Here is a 23,465-nt window from a genome sequence, read left to right as displayed (position 1 = left end):
CTGATGAACCCGGCTCACCGGCGGCTCGACTGCTCTTCGAGGACCACGCGGACGTCGCGCTCGTCGCCACCGGAGCGCACGCTGAGCGTCACCGGATCACCGGGCGCCTTGGCGCGGATGGCGACGATGAGCTCGTCCGCCACCGAGACCGGGCGGCCGTCGATCGAGAGGATCACGTCGCCCGCCTCGACGCCCGCCTGGTCGGCGGGGCCGCCTGGTGTGACGGCCGGCGTGCCCTGCTGCGCCTCCTGGGACACCTGCACGCCCTCGCCCCGGTAGCTGGGGTCGAGCAGCACACCGATGATCGGGAACGTCGCGCTGCCCGTCTCGATGAGCTGCTCCGCGGTATGCCGCGCCTGGTTGGACGGGATGGCGAAGCCGAGCCCGATGTTGCCGGTGGCCGCAGTGGTGCCCGGCCCCTGCGCGATGGCCGAGTTGATACCGATCACCTCGCCGGCGGAGTTCACGAGCGGCCCGCCCGAGTTACCGGGGTTGATGGCGGCGTCCGTCTGGATGGCGTCGATGAACGCGGCCTCGGCTGCCTCGCCCGCCTTCACGGGGCGGTGCAGCGCACTGACGATCCCGGTGGTGACGGTGGCCTCCAGACCCAGCGGTGAGCCGACGGCGAGCACCGCGTCGCCGACGACGACGTCGTCGGAGTCGCCCAGCACCAGCGGCTCCAGGCCGTCCTCCTCGACCCGGATCACCGCGAGGTCGTACTCGGGCGTCGCACCGACGAGCTCGGCGGGCTGCTCGTGGCCGTCGGAGAACGTCACGGTGACGTCAGCGCCCGACCCCGCCTCCGCGACCACATGGTTGTTCGTCAGGATGTAGCCGTCGGCCTTGAGAATCATCCCCGACCCCGTCGCGACGCCCTGCTGGGCACGCACCTCGATCGAGACCACGCTCGGCAGCGCCGCGGCGGCGATGGCAGCCACGGAGCCCTCCGGGCGCTGCACGGGCTCGGCGTCCCCCGCAGGCCTCGGCAGAGCGGCGTCCGCCGGGCGTGCCGTGTCCTGCCCCTCCAGCAGGGTGAAGGCGGCGACGCCGCCGCCCGCACCCGCGAGCAGTCCCAGCAGGACGACGGCGGAGACCGCACGCGCGCCGATCCCACCGCGCCTGGGCCGGGAAGCCGGCTGCGTGGCGTGGGATCCGGCTGCGTGCGACCCCGAGGTGTGCGACCCCGAGGTGTGCGACCCCGAGGTGTGCGATCCCGACGCGTGCGCGGCCGGGTGGGGCGCGTGGGCGTCCGGCGTCTCCGGCCCTCCCGGGGACGGAGCGGGCAGAGTGGTCAGATAGCCCGTCCTCGGAAGCTGCGCGGTGTGCTGCCCAGCGGGCGGCCCCGCCGGGCCCTCGGCAGAAGGCCCGGCCTCGGCACCGGGCACTGTGTCGGATGGGGGATCCGCGGCCGGCGTCCTCGGCTCGTTCGCGGATGGCACTGCGGCACGCGGCGTGGGCGGCGCGAACGGGTTCTCGTCGGTCATGGGCTTTCGATGGCTCCTGTCACGGTGTGCCACCCGCGGGCGATGCGGGGCAGGACCCCGGCATCGTAGCCATGCTCACCGAACGACGCCACGAGGTCCGTCAACACCTCCTGCGGAGCGTTCGCCACGACGTCGACCACCATGTCGTCCGACTGCCACGCCACATGGGCGGGTTCGGAGGCCAGCACCTGGACCTCACCGAGCGCGGCGGAACCGTTCTGGGCCAGCTGCCCCGGGCGCTCGCGGACCACCGCGTGACCCGACGGGCCGACGAGGTCGATCTCCAGCGTCTCGCCCTGTTCGCCCACCAGTCGCATGGCCGAGACGGTGTATCCGTCGGGCAGCTCCGAGGGCGCCGCCCAGCCGTTGTCCGCTGCCCAGTCGAGCGCGGCGGGCGTGAGCTGGTCGGGAGCCACGTCGAGCGTGGCGAGCACGTCCTGGCCGGCCGCCGCGGTGTCCGGGCCCGTGCGCCCCAGCATGGTCATGCTGGTCTGCGCGGAGAGCTGCGGGGACACCACCGGGACATCGCCGAGCGTGAAGAGCGCCAGCCCCAGCACACCGGCCCCACCGACGCCGAGCGCGGTGAACCGCGCGGCACGACGGCGGCGCGCGGGCCGGTCGAGCCTGCCGTCGAACCCGTCGGCGCCGTCGAACGCCCCGGCCTGCCACACCGGCACGGACAGCGGGTCCGGGCCGAGGAACGGACGGCGCAGCGGGTCCTCATCGGTGGGCGGGATGCTCGCCTGGAGCGCCATGAGCCGCGCGGTGAGCGCAGGGTCCGGCACCACGTCGGCGGCCGACGAGAGGGCGCGCCGGGCCGCGCGGGCGCAGTCCAGCTCGCGGGCGCACAGGCGGCACATCGTCACGTGGGAGAGCGCCCGCTCGGTGTCGGCAGGCGAGAGCTGGCCGTCGGCCAGCGCACTGACCAGGTCTCCGAGGTGGCTCATCGCACGCCCCCGCGCGTGGGCGCCAGGTGCTCCAATGCGTCGCGGAGCTGGGCACGGGCCCGGTGGATGCGGGAACGCACGGTTCCGAGCTTGACGCCAAGGGTCACGGCGATCTCCTCGTAGCTCAGTCCCTCGATGTCGCACAGCACGACGGCGGCGCGGTACTCAGGACGCAGGGCGTCGAGCGCCCGCTGCACGTCCTGGTCCAGGTTGGCGTGCTCGTACCCGCGCTCCGGTCGGCCGAACTCGCGGGTGTCGGCGACGTGCCCGTCGTCGTCCCCCATCGCCTCCATGCGGATGCGCTTCTTGCGGCGTGCGCCGTCGAGGAACAGGTTGGTGGTGATGCGGTGCAGCCAGCCCTCGAACGTGCCCGGCGTGTAGCTGGACAACGAGCGGAAGACCCGGATGAAGGTCTCCTGCGTAAGGTCCTCGGCATCCTGCTTGTTGCCGGTCAGCCGGTAGGCAAGCCGATAGACGCGAGCTGAGTGCTCGCGCACGATCTCTTCCCAGGTCGGTGGCTGCCACGGCAGGTCGGCCGCGCCGGCGCCCGAAGGTACCGACGCGCTTGCGTCTGCTGCTGCACGAGTGCTCACAGAAGTCATCGTCCTCTCAACGCGCACTGAAGCCCAGTCGTTCCCACGGGCTGTACCCTGACGCCGCACGTGATGCACACATCTGCCAGCTCCTTCCGGAGGAAGCCATCAGCACAGCGGAGCCGTCGGGCCACGGCAAGGTCGCGGCCTGGGTCTACAGCGAGGCCTTCGTCCCTGAGGACGAGGTGCTCCTGCGCGCCCGCGAACGCGCCTCCGAGCTCGGCTGCCCGGCTGTCCTCCCCGGTGTCGGTGCGGTGCTGCGGGTGCTCGCCGCGGCCACGAACGCGCACGCGGTGGTGGAGGTCGGTACCGGCGCCGGTGTGGCGGCCCTCTGGCTGCTGCGCGGCATGCCGCTCGACGGCCAGCTCACCACCATCGACCGAGAGGTGGAGCACCAGCGGGCGGCACGCACCGCGTTCGCCGAGGACCACATAGCCCCCCAGCGCACCCGGATCATCCCCGGCCGCCCGGGCGACGTGCTGCCCCGCCTCGCCGACGGCGCCTACGACCTGGTGCTGGTGGCGAGCGACCCGCTCGGCTACCCCGAGTACGTCAACGAGGCGCTGCGCCTGCTGCGACCGGGCGGCGTGCTCGCCGTCGACGGCGCCCTGCTGCGGGACCGGGTGGCTGACCCCGCCCGCCGCGACGAGCTCACCACCGTGGTGCGTGAGGTGGGCCGGACGCTGCGGAACGACGAGCGGGTACTGCCTGCCATGCTGCCCAGCGGAGACGGGTTGCTGCTGGCCGTCCGCCGTTGACCCGCCGAGTGGCCGGTTCGCACGACGGACGGCCCGGGAGACCGGAGACTCAGGCTCAGGCTCTATCCGTATCGGCTGAACCTGCGGTTCCGCTACGGGCGCGTGCCTTGCTTCGCTGCGGCCCGCACCCTGCGCTACACCTCCGGCTCAGCCGACGACGGTCTGGAGAGCGTCGCCGAGCTCGCTTGCCTCGGTCGCGTTGAGCTCGACGACGAGCCGACCGCCGCCCTCGAGCGGCACACGCATGACGATGCCGCGCCCCTCCTTGGTGACCTCGAGCGGTCCGTCACCCGTTCGCGGCTTCATCGCAGCCATGTGTGGCTCTCCCATTCCGTTGTCCGGTGTGTAGCAGCATTCACGTTCCCGGCGAACGCCGAGGACACTGACACATTCTAGTTCAATTGGCGCCCCTTACTTTCCACGCGCCAATTCGTCGCCCTTCGTCGGATCAGGCAAGACCGCGCAGTGCTACGGCCGGTGGCGCCTCGTCCCGGACCGCCGCCACGAGGTCGAGAACGCGTCGTGTCGCGACCACGTCGTGGGTCCGGAAGACGCGGGCGCCGAGCCACGCGGCCACCGCCGTCGCCCCCAGCGTTCCCTCGAGGCGCTCCTCGGGCGGAAGGTCGAGCGTCTCCCCCACGAAGTCCTTGCGGGAGAGCGCCATGAGCAGCGGGAACCCGAGCCCTGCCAACGTTCCGGTGCGACGCAGCAGCTGGAGGGAGTGCCAGGTGTTCTTGCCGAAGTCGTGCGTCGGGTCCACGAGCACCGACGCACGCGGCACCCCGCACTCGACGGCCCGCTCCGCGGCGGCCAGGAGGGTCGCCACGACGTCGGCCAGCAGATCCGGGTACTCCACGCGGTAGGGGTCCGTGCGTGGCGTCGCACCGCCCGTGTGGGAGCAGACGACGCCGACGCCGGCGGCTCCCGCCACCTCCACGAGGCCCGGGTCGTGCCCGGCCCAGGTGTCGTTGATCAGGTCGGCCCCCGCGTCGATCGCCGCGCGCGCCACGCCCGCCCGCCAGGTGTCGACCGAGACGAGCAGGTCCGGTACCGCGCGGCGGACCGCCGCGACGAACGGGACGACACGGCGGATCTCCTCCGCCTCGTCCACCGGCGAGCCGTTGCCGGCCCGGACGCCACCGACGTCGAGGATCTCGGCGCCCGCCTCGAACGCACGCTCCGCAGCGGTGAGCGCAGCGGCGTCGTCCGGCACCCGGGCGGGGGCGTAGAACGAGTCGGTAGTGCGGTTCAGGACCGCCATCACGACCGGGCGCACCGCGCGCCCCGCACGGCCCACCTCCCGCCCGCGCAGCACCAACGGTGCGGAAGCCTGCGGAACGGTCGGGTCGAGGACGTCGGAACCGTCCACCTACGCGCCGCCAAGGGTGCTCGGCAGCCCCGGCCCTTCGAGCGCCGCTTCCTCGGTGGCACGCTCCGCCGCGACCGCCGCCTGCAGAGCCGCCTGCTCCGCCGCGATCTGGTGGGCACGCTCGACGACGTGCCGCACCGCCTCGGCGGGGTCGTCGGTGAGATACATGATGTCGAGGTCCGCCTCGCTGATGGTGCCGTGCGTCAGCGCCGTCGACCGGATCCACTCCAGGAGTCCGCCCCAGTAGTCCTTGCCCACGAGGACGAGCGGGAACTGCGTCACCTTGTGCGTCTGAACGAGAGTGACTGCCTCGAAGAGCTCGTCGAAGGTGCCGAATCCCCCGGGCATCACGATGAATCCCTGTGCGTACTTCAGGAACATCGTCTTTCGCGCGAAGAAGTACCGGAAGTTGATGCCGAGATTCACGAACTCGTTGACGCCCTGTTCGAAGGGCAGCTCGATACCGAGGCCCACGGACGTGCCACCCGCCTCGGCGGCGCCCTTGTTCGCGGCCTCCATCACGCCGGGTCCGCCACCCGTGATGACGGCGTACCCCGCCTCCACCAGGAGCCGGCCCACGGTCTCGCCCGCCCCGTAGTCCTCGTGGTCCGGCTTGGTCCGCGCCGAGCCGAACACCGACACCGCAGGCCCGAGCTCCGCGAGCGCACCGAAGCCCTCGACGAACTCGCTCTGGATGCGCATCACGCGCCACGGGTCGCTGTGCAGCCAGTCGGTCTCCTGGTCGGACGCCAGGAGGCGCTGGTCCGTGGTGGTCTGCGGGATCTGGTTCCCGCGCAGCAGCACCGGGCCGCGGCGATATCCGCGGCCGGACTGGGGTATGCCGTCGTCGCTCATGCGACCAAACTATCCGCCGAGGAGCCAAGCTCGCAGCGCGTCGCGGCACTGCGCCAGCTGTGCCACCGGAAGGTGCTCGTCATCCTTGTGCGCGAGCAGCGGGTCGCCCGGGCCGAAGTTCACCGCCGGGACACCCAGCTCGGAGAACCGGGCGACGTCGGTCCACCCGTACTTCGGTGCCGGCGCACCGCCGGTGGTTGCCAGCACCGACCGGACGAACTGGGCGGCCAGCGGGTCGTCGAGGCCCGGCCGGGCGCCCCCCGCGGCGTCGGTCACCACCAGGTCGAACCCCTCGAAGACCTCGCGCAGGTGCGCCTCGGCCTCCTCGACGGAGCGCGACGGCGCGAACCGGTAGTTCACCTCGACGGTGCACGCGTCCGGGATGACGTTGCCCGCGATGCCGCCCTCGATCCGCACCGCGTTGAGGCCCTCGCGGTAGACCAGCCCGTCGACCTCGACCTCGCGCGGCTCGTACGCGGCGAGCCGGGCCAGTGCCGGGGCAGCCGCATGGATCGCGTTCTCTCCCGTCCAGGCCCGCGCCGAGTGTGCGGCGACGCCGCGGGTGCGCAGCTCGACGCGCATCGTGCCGTTGCAGCCGCCCTCGATACCCGCGTTCGAGGGCTCACCAAGGATCGCGAAGTCGCCGCGCAGGAGCTCCGGGTGGTTGCGCGCGAGACGGCCGAGCCCGTTCAGCGCGGAGTCGACCTCCTCGTGGTCGTAGAAGATCCACGTCAGGTCGTGCGCGGGCTCGCTGCCCGGTGCCCCGAGCTCGGCGGCCAGCCCGAGCGCCACGGCCACCCCGCCCAGCATGTCGACGGTGCCCCGGCCCCAGAGCACTGCGTCGTCCCCAGCGCCCACCAGGCGGGTGGGCAGGTTGTCCGCGATCGGCACGGTGTCGATGTGCCCCGCCACCACCACGCGCCGGTCCCGGCCCAGGTTCGTGCGGGCGACCAGCGCGTCGCCGTCGCGCAGCACCTCGAGGTGCGGGTAGCCGCGCAGGAGGGCCTCGATCGCGTCGGCGAGGGCCGTCTCGGCACCGCTGACCGACGGGATGTCGCAGATCGCCCGGGTGAGGGCGACGAGGTCGGACCCCGCGCCGGACGGTTCGAGCAGGGCAGGGTCGATCGCGATATCCACAGGGCAACCTTAGGGGCTTCGAGCGGCCGTTACGCTGGAGCCATGACGACCGCATGGGGTTTCGGCCTTGCCACGATCGCCGACGACGGCACCACCCTCGACACCTGGTACCCGGAGCCCGCCCTCGGCGCGGCGCCCGCCGGCACCACACCGCCCGACGCCCTCGCGGCGCTCGCCGGCGCGGACGAGGCGCGGCGCGTGCGGCTCGAGGTCGTGACCACCCAGATCGATCTCGCCGACCCGCCCAAGGACGTCTCCGACGCGTACCTGCGGCTCCACCTGCTCTCCGCCCGCGTGGTGCGCCCGCACGGCCTCAACCTGGACGGGATCTTCGGCGCGCTGACGAACGTCGTCTGGACGAGTGCCGGCCCGTGCGCGGTCGAGGGCTTCGAGGAGACCCGCCTCCGGCTGCGCGCCAGGGGCCACGTCACGGTCTTCGGGGTCGACAAGTTCCCGCGGATGGTCGACTACCTGGTCCCGTCGGGCATCCGCGTGGCCGACGCCGACCGGGTCCGCCTCGGCGCGTACCTCGCCCCCGGCACCACCGTGATGCACGAGGGCTTCGTCAACTACAACGCGGGCACCCTCGGGGCGTCCATGGTCGAGGGCCGCATCTCGGCGGGCGTCACAGTGGGCGACGGGTCCGACGTCGGTGGTGGCGCCTCGATCATGGGCACGCTCTCCGGCGGCGGCAAGGAAGTGGTGTCGCTCGGCGAGCGCTGCCTGCTGGGCGCCAACGCGGGCCTCGGCATCCCGCTCGGCGACGACTGCGTGGTCGAGGCCGGCCTGTACGTCACGGCTGGCACCAAGGTCACGGTGCTGGGCGCCGCCGTGGACCCGACCGGTGACGGCACCGCCACCGTCAAGGCACGCGACCTCGCCGGGTGCAGCAACCTGCTCTTCCGCCGGAACTCCACCACGGGTGCGGTCGAGGTGCTCGACCGGACCGGCGTCGGGATCGAGCTCAATGAGGCCCTGCACGCGAACTGACCGGGACGACAGGGAACACGTATGGCACTCGTGGCCCAGACCGGCTCCCCGGTCCCGCCGCCCGCCGACGACTCACCACCGCGTCGTCCGGTGAGACGCGCGCTGAAGTACGTGGTGGCCATCGGCTCGGTGTGCGCGGTCGCGACCGTCGGCGTCGTCGTCGGGCTGAACCACCTCACGGACGCGGGCCCGGTCACGGAACGGTGCACCGCGGCGCTCGACGGCTCGGACTGGTACCTGTCGCCCGACCAGGCGGACAACGCGGCACTCGTGGCCGGCACAGCCGTGGCCCGTGGCCTGCCCGCGCGCGCTGCGACGATCGGGCTGGCCACCGCGCTGCAGGAGTCGAAGCTGATCAACATCGACTACGGCGACCGCGACTCGGTGGGGCTGTTCCAGCAGCGCCCGTCGCAGGGCTGGGGCAGCGTCGAGGAGCTCCTCGACCCCGTCTACTCGACCAACGCGTTCTACGACGTGCTGGTCGAGGTCGAGGGCTACGAGGACATGGCGGTGACGGACGCCGCGCAGACCGTCCAGCGGTCGGGCTTCCCCGACGCGTACGCGCAGCACGAGATGCGGTCGCGCGCGTGGGCCTCGGCCCTCACTGGCAACTCCCCCGGGGTGCTGTCCTGCGAGCTGGGTCCGGTCGCCGACGGTGAGCAGCTCGCGCCCGACGCCGCGCGCGACGTGATCGCGGGCCGCCTGGGCCGCGACCTCGGGCTGGCCCCCGCGACGGGCGAGGCGGACCCGAACCGGCAGGACCCTGCGTCGTCCACGGTCACGGTCGACGCGGCACCGCTCACGCCCGACGACCCCGAGCGCGGCGCCTGGGCCACCGGCCAGTGGGCCGTCGCGACGGCCCAGGCCACGCAGGCCGTCGAGGTGCAGGTGGCCGACCGGGTGTGGTTGCGCGAGGAGGCCGCCTGGGTCGACGCCGAGACCCGGCTCGACGCGGGCGAGGTCCGCATCACGGCGGACGCCGCGGAGTAGCCGGGTCTCGACGGGCCCCTAGTGCTCGGCGACGCGGAGCTCCGCTACCTCGTCGCCGAGCTGGGCCAGCAGGGCGTGCCGCGCCTCCCGCCGGCGACGCTGCTCCAGCGGCTCCGGCACGGGCGCTGCCGCGAGCAGGCGCTGCGTGTACTCCTCGCGGGGGTTGTGCAGGACGTCCTCGCGCGCCCCCTGCTCCACGATCGTGCCGTTCTGCAGCACCACCACCCGGTGCGCGAGCAGATCGATCACCGCCAGGTCGTGGCTCACGAAGAGGCAGGCGAACTTGTAGCGCTCCTGCAGTGCCGTGAACATCTTCAGCACGTTGGCCTGCACGGACACGTCGAGCGCCGAGGTCGGCTCGTCGGCGACCAGCAGCTCGGGGTCGAGCGTGAGGGCGCGCGCGATGCTGACGCGCTGGCGCTGGCCACCGGAGAGCTCGTGCGGGTAGCGGTTGTAGGCGCTGCGCGGCAGCTCGACGGCGTCGAGCAGCTCGAGCACCCGGGCGCGCCGCGACTTGTCGTCGCCCTCGTTGTGCACCACCAGCGGCTCGGCGATCACGTCGCCGATCGGCAGGCGCGGGTTGAGGGACGACGCCGGGTCCTGGAACACGACACCGATGCGCTTGCGCAGCGTCTTGAGCTCCTTGCCGCGGAGCCTCGTCAGGTCGCGTCCGAGGATCGACACCGAGCCCGAGGCGGCCGGGATGAGCCCCAGCGCGCACTTCGCGATGGTGGACTTGCCGGAGCCCGACTCGCCCACGAGGCCGACGATCTCGCCCTGCGCGACCGACACCGACACGTCGTCAACGGCCCGGAACGTCGGCTTGCCGAGCCGGTGGTACTCGATGACGAGGCTGCTCAGCTCCAGCGCGGGCAGATCGCCCGCAGCCGCCCGCACCGGCGCGACGTCGCCGAACTGGCCCGGGCCGGCCCCCAGGTGTGGCACGGCCGCCAGCAGGCGCTTCGTGTACTCGTGCCGCGGGTGGTTCAGCACCTGGTCGGCAGTTCCGGTCTCCACGAGGTCGCCCTTCAGCATGACGGCGACGCGGTCGGCCATGTCCGCGACGACCCCCATGTTGTGGGTGATCAGCAGGATGCCGGTATCGAGCTTGTCCTTGAGCGAGCGGAGCAGGTCGAGGATGTCCGCCTGCACCGTCACGTCGAGCGCCGTGGTCGGCTCGTCGGCGATGATCACCTTGGGGTCGCACGCGATGGCCATGGCGATGACCACGCGCTGGCGCTGACCGCCGGAGAGCTCGTGCGGGTACTGCTTGAGACGCCGCTCCGGCTCGGGGATCCCGACCATCTCGAGCAGCTCGGCGGCCCGCTCCGTGGCCTTCCTGCCGTAGGCGAGCCCGTGCAGCTGCAGGCCCTCGGTCAGCTGGTCGCCGATGGTGAGCACCGGGTTCAGGGCCGTCATGGGCTCCTGGAACACCATGGCGACGTCGTTGCCGCGCATGCTGCGCAGGCCCCTGCCGTCGAGACCACCCACCACCTTGTCGCCGACGCGGATGGTGCCGCTGACGCGCGCGTTGCGCGGCAGCAGACCGAGCGCCGTCATGGAGGTGACGGACTTGCCGGAGCCCGACTCGCCCACGAGGGCGACCACCTCGCCGGGGCGCACCTCCAGGTCGATGCCCTTGACGGCGTGCACGTCGCCGAACTCGGTCTTGAACGTCACGTCGAGGCCCTCGAACGCGAGGACTGCGTCGCCGGCCGCCGAGACGGGACCGGGAGCACTGATGTCGAGAGTAGTCATGCTCAGTCCTTGCTCCGGTTCTGGCGGGGATCGAACGCGTCACGCAGGCCGTCGCCGATGAAGTTCACGCACAGGGCGATCGTCAGGATCATCAGGCCCGGCCACCAGAACAGCCACGGCCGCGTCGCGAACGCCGACTGGTACTCGTTGATGAGCGTGCCCAGCGAGGTGTCGGGCGCCTGCACACCGAACCCGAGGAAGCTGAGCGAGGTCTCGAGCAGGATCGCGGTGGAGATCGAGAGCGTCGCGGACACGATGATGACGCCGATCGCGTTGGGCAGCACGTGCCGGGTGATGATGCGCCACGCGCTGGTGCCGACCGCCTGGGCCGCGAGCACGAAGTCGCGCTCGCGCAACGACAGCACCTCGCCGCGCACCAACCGCGCCAGGCTGGTCCACGTGACCAGGCCGAGCACGAAGGCCAGGCCCCAGATCCCGGACTCCCCGGCCATGCGGCCGAGCACGGCGGCGACGGCCAGCAGCGGGATCACGATGAAGACGTCGGTCATGCGCATGAGGACCGACTCGAGCCAGCCGCGGTAGAACCCGGCCAGAGCGCCGATCACGGTGCCGACGACCGTCGAGAGGATGCCGACGGCGAACGCGATGATGATCGAGAACTGGGTGCCGCGCATGACGAGGGCGAAGTAGTCCTTGCCGCCCGTGTCCTGGCCGAACGGGTACGCCCAGGTGGGGGCGCCGTCGCCGATCTTGTCGTACTGGAGCGTGTAGTCCTTTGACCACCAGCCCGGGATGGGGCCGATGCCGATGGAGGTGAACGCCACGATGATGACGATGCCGAGCACGATCATCGCGGTGAGCGCGCCCCGGTGCCGGAAGAAGCGGCGCGCGACGAGCTGGCCCTGGCTGTAGGACTTGTCCTCGCCGGGCAGCGGGGCCGCCGAACCGCCGGCCGCGAGGCCGACCGCATCGGTGCTGGTCACCGACACCTGCGGCTCGTAGTCCTCGCCGTCGGGGTTGCTGTTCCTGATGTCATTCATGTCTGTGTCTCCTGCCTTCGCCCGCGCTCAGCGCCGGATCCGGGGGTCGAGGGCCGCGTACGCGATGTCTGCCAGCAGGTTCATCAGCACCGCTGCGATGCCGGTGACGAGGAAGAACGCCATGACCGGCGCGGGGTCCACCGCGTTGAGGCCGTCCTGGAACAGGGCACCCATGCCCTTCCAGCCAAAGACCTCTTCCGTGATGATCGCGCCGCCGATGAGGGCGGCGAAGTCGAACGCGACGATCGTCGTGATCGGGATCAGCGCGTTGCGGAACGCGTGCTTGACGATGACCTCACGCTCGGACAGGCCCTTCGACCGGGCGGTCCGTACGTAGTCCTGGTTCAGGGTCTCCAGCATGGAGGACCGCGTGTAGCGGGAGTGCGTCGCCACCGAGACAAGGGTGAGCAGGATCGTCGGCAGCAGGATCTGGGTGCCCATGTCGAGCACGCGCTCCCAGAACTCGCCGTCGAAGTTCGGCGTCTGCGAACCGATGGTCGAGATGGGGCGCGACTTGATCCCCAGGAATCCGCTCCAGTGCGCGATGAGGATGTCCGCCACGACCACGAAGCTGGTGATGACGCCCGTGATGCCGGTGACCAGCATGGCCTGCTTGCGCGCGTAGCCACCCCAGGCGGCCCCGATGGCCACCGAGACCACCACGGCAACCACGAAGAGCCCGATGAGGAGGAGCCACGTCGGTTCGTCGACGAGCAGCGGAGCGGTGAACCAGTACGCGATCACGCCGACGACGGCGGTGGTGAGCGCCGCGTAGAGCACCCGCCGGTTGCCCAGGCCGGCCGTCAGCGCGGTGACCAGCACGCCGGCAGCGACCGAGACCAGGAGCACGCCGCCGATACCGAACATCGGGTTGCGCCACCAGTCGAGCGCGTTGAAGACGAAGAGCATGACAGTGACGAAGGCGAACACCCCGGCGGCCGTGGCCAGCCGGCGTCTCGTCGACCCGCCGAGGACCGCCTGGAGCAGGAACCCCGCTAGCACCGCGACTATCACTATGGTCCATGGCGCGTACTGGCCAACGGCGATCCAGTTGTTGTACTGGATGGCCGCGAACTCCTTGAGCAGCGTCGCCGCCCAGAACACTGGCAGCGAGAAGAAGAGGAAGGCACTGAACGTCACCGAGTAGTCGAACCCGGAGTACTGGCGGATCGCGGTGAGGATTCCGAGCGCTACACCGACGACGATGGCGAGCAGCGTGGAGAGTGTGATGAGCCGCAGCGTCGAGGACGCCGCCTGCTGCGTGAGGCCGAGCACGTCGATGCCGTTGATGGTGACGCCGAGGTCACAGTTGCCGGTGAAGCACCCGCCCACGCCGCTGAGCCAGTCCCAGTACCGCTCCCAGGGCGAGTCGTCGAGCCGCAACCGCTCGCTGCGCTCGGCCATGAGCTGGGCGGCGTTCGGATCGTTCGACTCGCGCAGGTCTTTGAGCGGGTCGCCCGAGTTGATGGTCAGGAAGAACATGAGCAGTGAGGCGCCGAGCAGGACGAGCGCCGAGGCGCCGATGCGCCGGAGGATGAACTTGAGCACGGATTGGCCCTTCGAGGCGGACGCAGCACGGCGTCTGCTGGGGAAAGCGATCAGCGTGTCACTATAGGACACCGGATGAAAATTGCCGCGATTCGCCCAGGCAGTGCCTGGAAATATTCCTGAACGGCGGCAGACAGCCCTGCGGGGAAGGGAACAGACGCTCCCTTCCCCGCAGGTCTTGCGTCAGGCTCGCGTCAGGAGGCGCGAGACCACTGCTCGGCGTTCCACATCACACCGCTCTGGGCGGCGGTGTTCCGCACGTTCTGCAGGTCCGCGCTGCTGGCGATGACACCCGGGTGGGCGAACAGCGGGATACCGAAGAGCGTGTCCCACAGCTGCTTCTCGATGATGATCGTCTGCTCCTGGTGCACCGTCTCGTCGACGGACGAGGCCAGCGTGCTCCACGCCTCGTCGACCGTCTCGTCGGAGTACCCGCCGTAGTTCTGCGTGCCCGGCGTCGAGTAGATGTTCTCGCCCGAGGCGATCTGGCCGGACCCGGCCCACGCGAACATGGCGACCTCGTAGTCACCGTTCGGCAGGGCCTTGTCGAAGAAGTCCGGTGCGGCGGCGTCGACGATCTTGAAGCCGACCTGGTCGCACGAGGACTTGATGGCCTCGACCTGGGCGGCGCGACGCGGGTTCGGAGCGGCGTAGCCGATACGGATCTCCTCGCCCTCCTTGAGGCCGGCAGCCTCGAACTTCTCCTTGGCGGCGTCGAGGTCGACCTCGTTGTACCGGCCGTCGTAGGAGGCGGACACGACGTCCTCGTAGTTGTCCTGGAACGGGAAGACCTCGCGGGCGTTCATGACCGTCGCCTCGGGGGCGATCGGCTTGATCAGGTCGTCCACGATCTTCTGGCGCGGCACGCAGTGCGCGAACGCCTCACGGGCCTCCAGGCTCTCGGAGAAGACACCGGACTTGAAGTTAAAGTCGAGGTGCTCCCAGGTCAGACCCTGGTCGGTGTCCACGTTGACGGCGTCACCGAGCTGCTCGAGCTGCGTCACGGTGTCGACGGTCGGGCCGTTCGGCTGGATGACGTCGAGGTCGCCGTTGGCGAGGGCCTGGATCTGCGCGTCGGCGGCGACGAAGCGGAACGTGAGCTCCTTCGTGGCGGCCGGCGTGCCCCAGTACTCGGGGTTCGCCTCGAGGGTGATGTACTGGCCACCCTCCCAGCCGTCGGCCTTGAAGGTGTACGGGCCGGTGACGGGAGCGATCGCCGGGTCGGGGACCTGGCCGGGCTGCGACAGCCAGCCCTCGTTCCAGAACTTGGCGGCCTTCTCCAGGACCGGCATGTCGATCTCCTGGATGGCGGTGACGAGCTCCTCCGTGGAGACGCCGGCCTGCTCCGCGACGACGTGCGCGGGCAGCGGCGGGTAGGAGTTGATCTTCCAGTCGGCGTAGACGCGCTCGTAGTCGTACGTGAAGGTCTTGGCGTCCACGGAGTCCGCCTGCGGGCCCTCGGGGACGTAGTCACCCAGCGACAGGCCGTCGATGTGGTTGAAGAGCGGCTCCTCGCTGCCGTCCTCGGTCACCTTGCCGTCAGCGGTGATCGCCCGCGCGGCCCAGTCGAGCATGTAGTCCGCGTAGGTGACCGGCGTACCGTCCGACCAGGCTGCCTCGTCGTTGAGGGTGTACTCGACCTGCAGCGGGTCCTCCGAGATGGCCTCGTACGTGCCGTAGGTCTCGTTGGGGCAGATCGTGCCGTCGGTACCGAAGTAGTAGAAGGTGCTGAACAGCTGGTCGGTGACCGCGCTGTTGTACGTGGAGTAGGTCTCCGGGGTCAACGAGTTGTAGCCGAGGAACTCGTCCTCGACGGACACCTTGATCTCGCCGTCGGCAGTCTCGACCTCGCCGAGGTCGGCCTTGCACGGGCCGTCGGCCTCGGCCGGGGCCGCGGTGGACTCACCGTCCGCCGGGTCGTCGCCGCCTGCGGGGCTCGTGCACGCCGAGAACAGCAGCGCGCCCGTGGCGGCCACTGCGACGGCGGCGCTCAGTCGCCTGATCTTCAATGTTCCTCCTCAAAGGGATGCCGGCGGCGGAAAAATGGCAGCGCGCCGGGGCGCGCGCCAGGTGAGACGTCCGTCACCGTCATGGTTTCCGGCCACGCTACTCACGCTGTGGGAGGTTTTGCCCTAATTCGCCGCGAGCCGGATCTGATCGTTACCGACCTGATATCGCCCCGTAGCGGTACCGTCGCGACGCATCAGAGACGGAAACAGGGAGTTAACACCTCGGACCGAACCTCACACCCAGCCGTGCGAGCGCGCCACGGCGACGAAAGCACCCCGGGTGGCGAGCACCTGCTCGGCGGTGAGGCTGGGCACACCCGCCAGGAGCACCTCGGTGACCTCGGCCGCGAGCTCCCGCTCGGACGGCGCGTCGCCGTCGGGCCGGGAGCCCGGATCGGGCAACGGTGGGAGGAAGGCCGGGGCGGGCGCGGACGCCGCCGCACCAACGGCCGCCAGCGCGGGGGCCGGCGCGACCAGGGTGACCGTCGAGGCCTTCAGGCCCCGGTCACCGTCCTCGACCGCGAAGTCCACCACGGCACCCACCGCGAGGTGGCGCTTGTCGAACTCGAGGTCGTTGACGTGGATGAACACGTCGTCGCCGCCCGTGTCCGGCGCAACGAACCCATAGCCGCGAACCTCGTCGAACCTGATGACCTTGCCTTGAACCACGACACACACTCCGCCTCGTAAGAATCCCTGCACCGTCGAGTCTAGGACGCTTGTCCAACTCCGCCTCGTCAAACGCGCCTCGTGTCGCCCAGGTTCCCCCAAATTTTCTGGGCGCGTAGCGTGTCGGTCGTCCGTGCCGTCACCACCACCGCCGAGGAGATCCCCCGCTGAGCACCGAGGTCTGGTACGTGAGCTACGGGTCCAACATGGCCAGGGCCCGGCTGGCCTGCTACCTGGTCGGCGGGCGTCCGCCGGGGGCGCGACGGCACTACGAGGGCGCACGGGACCGCGCCCTCCCCCGCGAGGACCGGGCGGTCCACCTGCCCGGACGCCTCTGGTTCGCCGGCGAGTCGTCAGTCTGGGGTGGCGGCATGGCGTTCTACGACCACGAGGCGGTCGGCCCGACGCCGGCCCGCGCGTACCGCATCACCGCGGCCCAGCTCGCCGACATCGCGGCACAGGAGATGCACCGCTCCCCCGCTGCGGACGATCCGCTGGAGGCCGTGCTCCGCTCTGGCATCGACGGCCGGCACGCGGCAGGGCCGGGCCGCTACGAGACGCTGGTCGCCGTCGGGCACCTGGACGGGCTGCCCATGCTCACCTTCACTGCGCCGCACGGGCACACGGAGCTGCCCCACGCCCCGCCGTCGGCCGCCTACGTGGCGATGATCGGGGCGGGCCTGCGCGAGGCGCACGGCTGGTCCGACACCGAGGTGGCGACCTATCTGGCGACGGTCGTCCCACGCGCCGACCCGGGCGGACGGCGTTAGCGTGCCGACATGACGATCCGCACGCTGGCGACCTCCGAGGTGCTGCGGCGCGCCGACGAGATCGCCGGGATCTACCAGCGCGCCTTCGACTACTCGGACGAGCGCCGCGACCACTTCCGGGACACCCGGATCGCCTACCTCCCGCTGTACGACGGCGCGCTGACGCTCGGCGCGTTCGACGGAAGGACCCTGGTGGGGTTCGTGTACGGGTTCGACTACCAGCCGGAGCACTGGTGGCCGCAGCAGGTCGGGCCGGCCCTCGACCGCGCCGGGCACGGCGCGTGGACCGAGGACGCCTTCGAGCTCAACGAGCTGGAGATCCTGCCCGAGCACCAGGGGCGAGGGCTCGGGACCGCGTTGCTGCGCGGGCTGCTCGACCTGGCCCCGCAGCGGCACACGCTGCTGTCCACCACCGCTGACCCCGCGGACCGCGCGAAGGTGCTCTACCGCCGCCTGGGGTTCGTGGACCTGGTGCCCGGGTTCCGGTACGCGGGGATCACCGAGCCCGCGAACATCATGGGCCGTCAGCGCTCCCACGCGTAGGGCGTCGTCGTGGACACCTTGACAAAGCCGTACCGCTCGAGGATCGGGCGCGAGTACTCGGTCGAGTCGCTGTGGACCATCGTCTTGCCGAGCGTCAGGGCCGAGCGCGCGCGGGCCGCCGTCAGCGCCCGGTAGATGCCGCGGCCACGCCATTCCGGCCGGGTGCAGCCGCCCCACACGCCCGCGAACTCGGTGCCTGCCACCGGCTCGAGCCGGCCCGCCGTGACGATCTGGCCGTCGGCCTCGGCGACCCAGAGCTCCATGCCGTCGTCCAGCTCCAGGCGGCGCAGGATCTGGTTCGCCGTCCTGTCGGACGGCGGGTCGCCGAACACCTCGTCCGACATCGTGGACATCGCGCGGACGTCCGGCTCCTCGGTGACGCGGCGCAGGGTGACGCCGTCGGGCAGCGGGACGTCCACGGCGAGCGCGGCGGCCTCGCCGATCATGATCGACTCCGGGTCCTCCGGGACGAACCCGTGTGCGAGCAGCGCCTCGTGCAGGCCGGGGGCGTGGTCGTGGCCGCGAGACTTCCACTCGACGCTCGTGATCCCGCCGTCGGCCCGGAAGTGCGCGACGGCCTCGTCGACCAGGGCACGCACCCGCGCGTCGTCGGCGCCGTCGAGGTCCCGGTACGTGACGAAACCACGGCCGCCCAGAAAGGTCACCAGCCGCAGCGGTCCGAGCCGGGCGACGGAGATGGCGCTCGGGGTCTCGGCGTCGGTGCGGAGCTGGTCGTCGTACGCCTGCAGCAGGCGGGAGGTGTCGGTCATAGGCACACCGTCCGTTGCCGGGCCGTGGCCCGGCAACGGAATATCGGTCAGCTCTTGGCCGGCGCGCCGCCCTCGGTCACGGCCGGCACGCCGTTCCCCGGTGTGGCGGGGGTGTCGTCCGTGTCCTCCTCGGTGGCCGAGGCCGACGTGGAGAGCTCGAACGGCTCGCCGTCGTGCTTCTCGACACCGGTGTCCACCGTCTCGCGGAGCACCTGGACGGCCAGCTCGCCCTTGAGGACGAGCGGGTCGCGCGAGAGGTCCTTCCAGAGCGCGACGCAGAGCACGAGCATCACCACGACGAACGGCAGCGCCGAGACGATGGTGATGTTCTTGAGCCCGTTCAAGGCGCTGGCCGGGTCACTACCACCGGCCAGCAGCATCGCGGCGGCGACGGCTCCGGTGCTCACACCCCAGAACACCACGGCCTTCCTGCTGGGGTGCTCGGCGCCGTTCTCGGACAGCCCGCCCATGATGATGGAGGCGGAGTCGGCGCCGGTGACGAAGAAGATCGCCACGAGCACGACCGCGAGGCCCATCAGGACGAGCCCGACCCAGCTCGGCACCGACAGCGCGCCGAGCGTCTGGAACAGGATGAGGTCGAAGTTGATGTCCGCACCGGCCTCGCCGATGGCGGCGAGCGCCGTATCGGCGTCCCCCGCCTGCTCGGCGCGTTCCTGCAGGCCGATGGCGCCGCCGCCGAAGATGGCGAACCACACCGTCGAGACGATGGAGGGCACCAGCAGCACGCCGACGACGAACTGTCGCACGGTGCGCCCGCGCGAGATGCGCGCGATGAACGGACCGACGAACGGGGTCCAGGACACCCACCAGGCCCAGTAGAAGATCGTCCAGGTACCCATCCAGTCGGACAGGGACTGGTCGCCGGAGGCCGCGGTCCGCGAGGCCATCTCGGGCAGGTCGCCGACGAAGGCGCCCAGCGAGGCGGGCAGCACGTTCAGGATGAACAGGGTGGGTCCGCCGATGAACACGATGATCGCGAGCACCAGGGCGAGCCACATGTTGGCGTTGGACAGCCACTGGATGCCGCGCTCGATGCCGGAGACCGCCGAGATGACGAACAGGGCGGTCAGGATCGCGATGACGACCACGAGGCCTGCGGTGCCGATGTCACCGAGGAAACCGGAGTGCTGGAGACCGCCACCGATCTGCAGCGCGCCGAGGCCCAGCGAGCAGGCGGAGCCGAAAAGCGTCGCGAGGATCGCCAGGATGTTGATGACCCGCCCGCCGACGCCGTTGACGGCCTTGCGCCCGAACAGCGACGTGAACATCGAGCTGAAGAGCTGGGCGCGGCCCAGGCGGTAGGTGCCGTAGGCCATGCCGAGGCCCACGATCGCGTACATGGCCCAGGGGTACAGCGTCCAGTGGAACAGGGTGGTACCCATGGCGGTGGCGGCGGCCTCGGGGGTAGAGCCCTCGACCGTCCCTGGCGGCGGAGCCATGTAGAAGTACAGCGGCTCGCCCACGCCGTAGAACATGAGGCCGATGCCCATGCCGGTCGCGAACATCATCGCGATCCAGGAGGAGGTCTTGTACTGCGGCTTCTCGCCGTCCTGACCGAGCGTGATCTTGCCGAACTTGCCCATCGCGACGACGAGCACGAACACGGTGAACACCGTGGCGGCGATCACGAAGAGCCAGCCGAAGTTCTGCAGCACGCCGGCGAGGGCGGCGTCGGACACCGAGCCGAGCGTCTCGGGGCTCGCGAAGCCCCACGCGATGAACGCGACGGCGATCAGGCCGGCGACGCCGAAGACGATCCTGTCGGTGCCGACTCGTTGCCCGGCGGGGCCCAGTGCGGCACGCTCGACACGGTGTGCGGCGCGCTGGACCTGGCCCAGCAGGGACTTTGTGGATTCTGAAGTACTCATCACAACGGCACCCCGTCCGCCCGGCTCACCGAGCTGTCCCACCGGGGTGCCAGAACTCCTTTACATATGATGCGGCGAATACAGAGCGCTTCACGTTAGCATCACGTCTCATTTTCACCCCGGTGAGGTCCTGACATCACCCCGGAGGTCTTGACCCCAACGCGGGCAGAGGCGCCGTCCGCACCGCGACGGCGCCTCCTTCCACCGAAGTGCTCAGCCCTTGAGCCCGCTGTGCGCGAGTCCCTGGACGAACTGCTTCTGCGCCACGAGGAACACGGCGAGGACGGGCAGCACCGTCAGCGTGGTAGCGGCGAGCTGCACGTTCCACATCGGGCCGCCGTAGGCATCGACGTACTGCGTCAGCGCCTGCGGCAGCGTGAAGTTCTCCTTGCTGGACAGGTAGACGATGGGCTCGAGGTAGAGGTTCCAGGACTTGAGGAACGTGAAGATGGCGACGGCACCGAGCGCCGACCGCGAGAGCGGGAGGGCGATGCGCCAGAAGGTTCCCCAGCGCCCGAGCCCGTCGATCCGGCCCGCCTCCTCGAGCTCCACGGGGAGCGCCAGGAAGAACTGCCGCATGATGAACACGGCCAGCACGGCGGGCGACCCGAGCATCGGGATGACGATCAGCGGCCAGTGCGTGTCGATGAGCCCGAGGCTGTTGACGATCCGGAACAGCGGGACGATCGTCACCTCCGACGGCACGAGCAGCCCCACCAGCACCAGGACGAACAGCGCGTTGGCGCCCGGGAACCGGATCCGCGCGAACGCGTAGCCCGCCATGGCGGCCACGAGCATAGTGCCGATCGTGACCAGGGCCGCGATGTACAGGGAGTTCCAGTACTGCTGCGCGAACGGCTGCAGCGCGAACACCTGGCCGTACGCGTCGAGCGACGGGTCCTGCGGCCAGATCGTCGGCACCCGGCGCAGGATCTCGCTCATCGGCTTGAGGCTGGACGTCGCCATCCACCAGGTCGGGAAGACGAACGGCACGCTCAGCAGGACGAGGAGCAGGACGAGGAGCCACTGCTTCCAGCGTCGGCGGGCTCGGGCGCCGGCCCGGCGGGACTGGGGCGGCGTCACGGCGGTCCGCCGCGGGTCGCCGGGTGGCCCCGCCGGAGCGTTCGGCTCCGGCGGGCCCGACGTCGTCACGGGTATCACGTCAGACTTCATGGAAGACCCACCTCTTGCGCGACTGCCACTGCAGGAGCGTCAGTGCGAGGACGATGACGAACAGGAGCACCGCGAGCGCGCTGGCGTACCCGAAGTCGTTGAACTGGAACGCCTGCTGGTACAGGTAGTAGACGAGCACGGTCGTCGAGCTGCCGGGCCCGCCGCCCGTGAGGACGTCGATCTGTGCGAAGACCTCGAGCGAGCCGACGATCGTGATGATCGAGACGAGCAGGACGGTCGGGCTGATCATCGGCAGGGTGATCGACCGGAAGCGCCGCCACGCGCCGGCCCCGTCCAGCCGGGCCGCCTCCTGCAGTTCCTCGGGCACGCCCTGGAGCGCCGCGAGGAACAGGATCATGTTGAGCCCGACGTTCTTGAAGACCTGGACGACGATCACCGACACCATGGCCGTGGTCGGGTGCCGCAGCCAGTTCGGCCCGTCGATGCCGAGCACCGCGAGGAACCCGTTGATGCCGCCGTCGGCCTGCAGCAGGAAGCTCCACACGATCGTCCACGCGACCAGTGACACGACGACGGGCGAGAAGAAGAACGTCCGGAACGTGGTGGTGCCGGGCAGCCGCTGGTTGAGCAGTACGGCGAGCAGCAGCGCCAGCGCGATGTTCAGGACGACGAGCCCGATCGAGAACCACAGGCTCGCCAGGAGCGCGTCCGTGAGCCCGGGGTCCGCCGCCAGGCGCTGGTAGTTGTCCGCCCCGGCGAACGTGAAGGTGCCCGCGAGGACGTTCCAGTCGTGCAGGGAGTACCAGACCACCATGCCGAGCGGCAGGATGACGAAGGCGAGGGCACCCAGCACCACGGGCGCCACCATGGCGTACCCGACGAGCCAGTCACGGCGCACTGCCGCTGACACGGTTGCCACGGTCACTCCTCCAGCAGCGGACCGATCGCCGAGCAGGTGTCCGTGAGGACCGCCTCGACGTCGGCGTCCGCCGTCCACAGCGCGTCGAGCTCCGCGCGCACGGTCTGCGACAGCTTGGCGAAGTTCTTGTGCGCCGGCTTCGTCACGGCGTCCTCGACGCCCTCGACGACCACTGCCTGCAGCTGCTCCTCGCTCAGGCTCGGGTTGGCCGCCGCGAGGGTCTCCGCGTTCAGGAGGGACTCGCGGGGCGGCGGGAAGTAGGCGGCGAGCTGCTCGGCGTTCTCCGGGCTGGTGAAGTGCGCGAGGAAGTCGGCGGCGACGTCGGGGTGCTCGCCGGCGGCGAAGACGCCGATCCCGGCCTGGCCGATGACGTTCTGCTGACCGGCGGGGCCGGCAGGCAGCGGCACGACGTCCCAGTCGAACGACCCGTCGAGCGACGACGCCCGGCTGATCTGGGTGATAGTCATCGCGGCGTCACCGGCGAAGAAGTCGGCGGTCGTGCCAGGACCGGGCATCGCCCCGTCCTGGAAAGCGGCGTCGTGGATCCATGTCATGGCCTCGACCATCTCGGGCTCGGCCAGCGTGCACTGCGTGCCGTCCTCGCTCCAGGGTGCCGCGCCCCAGCCGGACCACACCGTGGCCAGGTTCTCCCATGCCTGGTAGTCGAAGTCCCGCACCACCAGCCCCTGCTTCCCGGTGTCCTCGGCGGTGGCCGCCGAGATGTCCCGGGCCGCGTCGTAGGTCCAGTCGCCGGACTCGACCAGGTCGGCCGGGTCGGGCTGGCCGGCGGCGGAGAGCTGCTCGGTGTTGACGAACATCGCGAACGGGCTGTTGGAGAACGGATAGGCGTACAGGCCCTCGCCCTCCTCCCAGAGCTCGAGCGAGCTGGGCACGATGTCGTCCAGCTCGTAGCCCTCGGTGCTCTCCAGCAGTGGACGCAGGTCGACGAGCGCCCCGCTCGAGACGAACTCCGGGGCGTTGCTCTCGAAGATCCAGGCCAGGTCCGGGGCGTTGCCGCCGGCGAGCTGGGTGGTCAGCGCAGTCGTGTAGTCCTCGAACGGGATGGTCTCGAACGTCACGCTGGAGACCAGCTCGGGGTTCTCTGCCACATAGTCGTCGGCGATGTCCTGGAACAGGCCGAGCTGTGTCTCGTCTGCGGTCCAGACGGTCATCCGCAGGTCGACGGGCTCGGACGGCGCGTCGGGCTCCCCGACGGGAGCGTCGGTTCCTCCGCCGCACGAGGTGAGGGCGAGTGCCGCCCCGAGGGCGGCCGCGACTCCCGCGGCCCGCCGGGGGTTGTGCTGTGCAGACATCAGTTCTCCTTTGGACTGA

At 70.7% G+C, this 23,465-nt stretch carries 22 protein-coding genes; 5 read left to right on the top strand and 17 right to left on the bottom strand.

The genetic code is table 11. The features are described from left to right. Nucleotides 1–14: 14 nt before the first annotated feature. Genes AB0F40_RS09785 through sigE form a run of 3 tightly spaced genes read right to left on the bottom strand, consistent with a single transcriptional unit; the run spans nt 15 to nt 3,033 of the window. The gene (locus AB0F40_RS09785; RefSeq protein ID WP_357466133.1) at nt 15–1,484 is read right to left on the bottom strand and encodes a trypsin-like peptidase domain-containing protein; all 1,470 of its coding nucleotides are present in this window, start codon (nt 1,482–1,484) and stop codon (nt 15–17) included. Beyond that, nucleotides 1,481–2,431, bottom strand: a complete 951-nt coding sequence (locus tag AB0F40_RS09780) for a zf-HC2 domain-containing protein (RefSeq protein WP_357466131.1) — start codon at nt 2,429–2,431, stop codon at nt 1,481–1,483. Before AB0F40_RS09780 ends, AB0F40_RS09785 begins: the two co-directional genes overlap by 4 nt. Next, nucleotides 2,428–3,033 (bottom strand): RNA polymerase sigma factor SigE, encoded by a 606-nt coding sequence (sigE, locus tag AB0F40_RS09775; RefSeq protein WP_357466129.1) that lies wholly within the window; start codon nt 3,031–3,033, stop codon nt 2,428–2,430. Before sigE ends, AB0F40_RS09780 begins: the two co-directional genes overlap by 4 nt. 98 nt (nt 3,034–3,131) lie before the next feature. Between sigE and AB0F40_RS09770 the strand changes: the two genes are divergently transcribed. Beyond that, nucleotides 3,132–3,782 carry an O-methyltransferase gene (locus AB0F40_RS09770; protein WP_357466186.1) on the top strand — a complete coding sequence of 217 codons (651 nt, stop codon included), beginning with the start codon at nt 3,132–3,134 and terminating at the stop codon, nt 3,780–3,782. Between the two features lie 147 nt (nt 3,783–3,929). On the opposite strand, the gene AB0F40_RS09765 is transcribed toward AB0F40_RS09770, so the two are convergent. From AB0F40_RS09765 to dapE, 4 genes are all read right to left on the bottom strand, one after another. Then, nucleotides 3,930–4,097 carry a DUF3117 domain-containing protein gene (locus AB0F40_RS09765; RefSeq protein WP_084467633.1) on the bottom strand — a complete coding sequence of 56 codons (168 nt, stop codon included), beginning with the start codon at nt 4,095–4,097 and terminating at the stop codon, nt 3,930–3,932. Nucleotides 4,098–4,230: 133 nt separating this feature from the next. Further along, a complete protein-coding gene (gene folP, locus AB0F40_RS09760; RefSeq protein WP_357466126.1) occupies nt 4,231–5,151 on the bottom strand; it encodes a dihydropteroate synthase in 921 nt (306 codons plus the stop codon). Further along, nucleotides 5,152–6,006 carry a TIGR00730 family Rossman fold protein gene (locus tag AB0F40_RS09755; RefSeq protein WP_357466124.1) on the bottom strand — a complete coding sequence of 285 codons (855 nt, stop codon included), beginning with the start codon at nt 6,004–6,006 and terminating at the stop codon, nt 5,152–5,154. It lies immediately after the preceding gene. Nucleotides 6,007–6,015: 9 nt separating this feature from the next. Then, nucleotides 6,016–7,143: a succinyl-diaminopimelate desuccinylase gene (gene dapE / locus AB0F40_RS09750; RefSeq protein ID WP_357466122.1), complete on the bottom strand. Its 1,128-nt coding sequence runs from the start codon at nt 7,141–7,143 to the stop codon at nt 6,016–6,018. A gap of 42 nt (nt 7,144–7,185) precedes the next feature. Here dapE and dapD point away from each other — a divergent pair, with 42 nt between their 5' ends. Both dapD and AB0F40_RS09740 read left to right on the top strand, forming a co-directional pair. Further along, a complete protein-coding gene (gene dapD / locus AB0F40_RS09745; RefSeq protein ID WP_357466120.1) occupies nt 7,186–8,133 on the top strand; it encodes a 2,3,4,5-tetrahydropyridine-2,6-dicarboxylate N-succinyltransferase in 948 nt (315 codons plus the stop codon). 21 nt (nt 8,134–8,154) lie between these two features. Next, the gene (locus tag AB0F40_RS09740; RefSeq protein ID WP_357466118.1) at nt 8,155–9,123 is read left to right on the top strand and encodes a hypothetical protein; all 969 of its coding nucleotides are present in this window, start codon (nt 8,155–8,157) and stop codon (nt 9,121–9,123) included. Between the two features lie 18 nt (nt 9,124–9,141). Here AB0F40_RS09740 and AB0F40_RS09735 read toward each other — a convergent pair whose 3' ends face one another. The 5 genes from AB0F40_RS09735 to AB0F40_RS09715 form a co-directional block, all read right to left on the bottom strand. Then, nucleotides 9,142–10,881, bottom strand: a complete 1,740-nt coding sequence (locus tag AB0F40_RS09735; protein ID WP_357466116.1) for an ABC transporter ATP-binding protein — start codon at nt 10,879–10,881, stop codon at nt 9,142–9,144. A gap of 2 nt (nt 10,882–10,883) precedes the next feature. Then, nucleotides 10,884–11,882, bottom strand: coding sequence for an ABC transporter permease (locus AB0F40_RS09730; RefSeq protein ID WP_357466114.1), 999 nt, complete (start codon nt 11,880–11,882; stop codon nt 10,884–10,886). A gap of 27 nt (nt 11,883–11,909) precedes the next feature. Next, nucleotides 11,910–13,430: an ABC transporter permease gene (locus AB0F40_RS09725; RefSeq protein WP_357466112.1), complete on the bottom strand. Its 1,521-nt coding sequence runs from the start codon at nt 13,428–13,430 to the stop codon at nt 11,910–11,912. Between the two features lie 194 nt (nt 13,431–13,624). After that, entirely contained in the window at nt 13,625–15,439 is a 1,815-nt protein-coding gene (locus AB0F40_RS09720; protein ID WP_357466110.1) for an ABC transporter substrate-binding protein, read from the bottom strand. 234 nt (nt 15,440–15,673) lie between these two features. After that, the gene (locus tag AB0F40_RS09715; RefSeq protein ID WP_357466108.1) at nt 15,674–16,108 is read right to left on the bottom strand and encodes a cold shock domain-containing protein; all 435 of its coding nucleotides are present in this window, start codon (nt 16,106–16,108) and stop codon (nt 15,674–15,676) included. Nucleotides 16,109–16,296: 188 nt separating this feature from the next. Between AB0F40_RS09715 and AB0F40_RS09710 the strand changes: the two genes are divergently transcribed. Both AB0F40_RS09710 and AB0F40_RS09705 read left to right on the top strand, forming a co-directional pair. Continuing rightward, nucleotides 16,297–16,878 (top strand): histone deacetylase, encoded by a 582-nt coding sequence (locus AB0F40_RS09710; protein ID WP_357466106.1) that lies wholly within the window; start codon nt 16,297–16,299, stop codon nt 16,876–16,878. A gap of 9 nt (nt 16,879–16,887) precedes the next feature. Next, nucleotides 16,888–17,421: a GNAT family N-acetyltransferase gene (locus AB0F40_RS09705; RefSeq protein ID WP_357466104.1), complete on the top strand. Its 534-nt coding sequence runs from the start codon at nt 16,888–16,890 to the stop codon at nt 17,419–17,421. Here AB0F40_RS09705 and AB0F40_RS09700 read toward each other — a convergent pair. The 5 genes from AB0F40_RS09700 to AB0F40_RS09680 all read right to left on the bottom strand — a co-directional run bounded on the left by AB0F40_RS09700 (nt 17,403) and on the right by AB0F40_RS09680 (nt 23,446). Continuing rightward, complete coding sequence (locus AB0F40_RS09700) at nt 17,403–18,191, bottom strand: GNAT family N-acetyltransferase (RefSeq protein WP_357466102.1); 789 nt, start codon at nt 18,189–18,191, stop codon at nt 17,403–17,405. The genes AB0F40_RS09705 and AB0F40_RS09700 overlap by 19 nt on opposite strands. A gap of 47 nt (nt 18,192–18,238) precedes the next feature. Next, the gene (locus tag AB0F40_RS09695; RefSeq protein ID WP_357466100.1) at nt 18,239–20,080 is read right to left on the bottom strand and encodes a BCCT family transporter; all 1,842 of its coding nucleotides are present in this window, start codon (nt 20,078–20,080) and stop codon (nt 18,239–18,241) included. Nucleotides 20,081–20,293: 213 nt separating this feature from the next. Then, nucleotides 20,294–21,253 carry a carbohydrate ABC transporter permease gene (locus tag AB0F40_RS09690; protein WP_357466098.1) on the bottom strand — a complete coding sequence of 320 codons (960 nt, stop codon included), beginning with the start codon at nt 21,251–21,253 and terminating at the stop codon, nt 20,294–20,296. Next, complete coding sequence (locus AB0F40_RS09685) at nt 21,243–22,133, bottom strand: sugar ABC transporter permease (protein ID WP_357466096.1); 891 nt, start codon at nt 22,131–22,133, stop codon at nt 21,243–21,245. The genes AB0F40_RS09690 and AB0F40_RS09685 overlap by 11 nt, the downstream gene beginning before the upstream one ends. A gap of 2 nt (nt 22,134–22,135) precedes the next feature. After that, nucleotides 22,136–23,446 carry a sugar ABC transporter substrate-binding protein gene (locus AB0F40_RS09680; protein ID WP_357466094.1) on the bottom strand — a complete coding sequence of 437 codons (1,311 nt, stop codon included), beginning with the start codon at nt 23,444–23,446 and terminating at the stop codon, nt 22,136–22,138. Nucleotides 23,447–23,465 lie beyond the last annotated feature (19 nt).

The sequence above is a fragment of the Promicromonospora sp. NPDC023987 genome, assembly GCF_040639055.1.
Taxonomy (GTDB): domain Bacteria; phylum Actinomycetota; class Actinomycetes; order Actinomycetales; family Cellulomonadaceae; genus Promicromonospora.
This window is presented reverse-complemented; position numbering and strand designations above follow the sequence as displayed.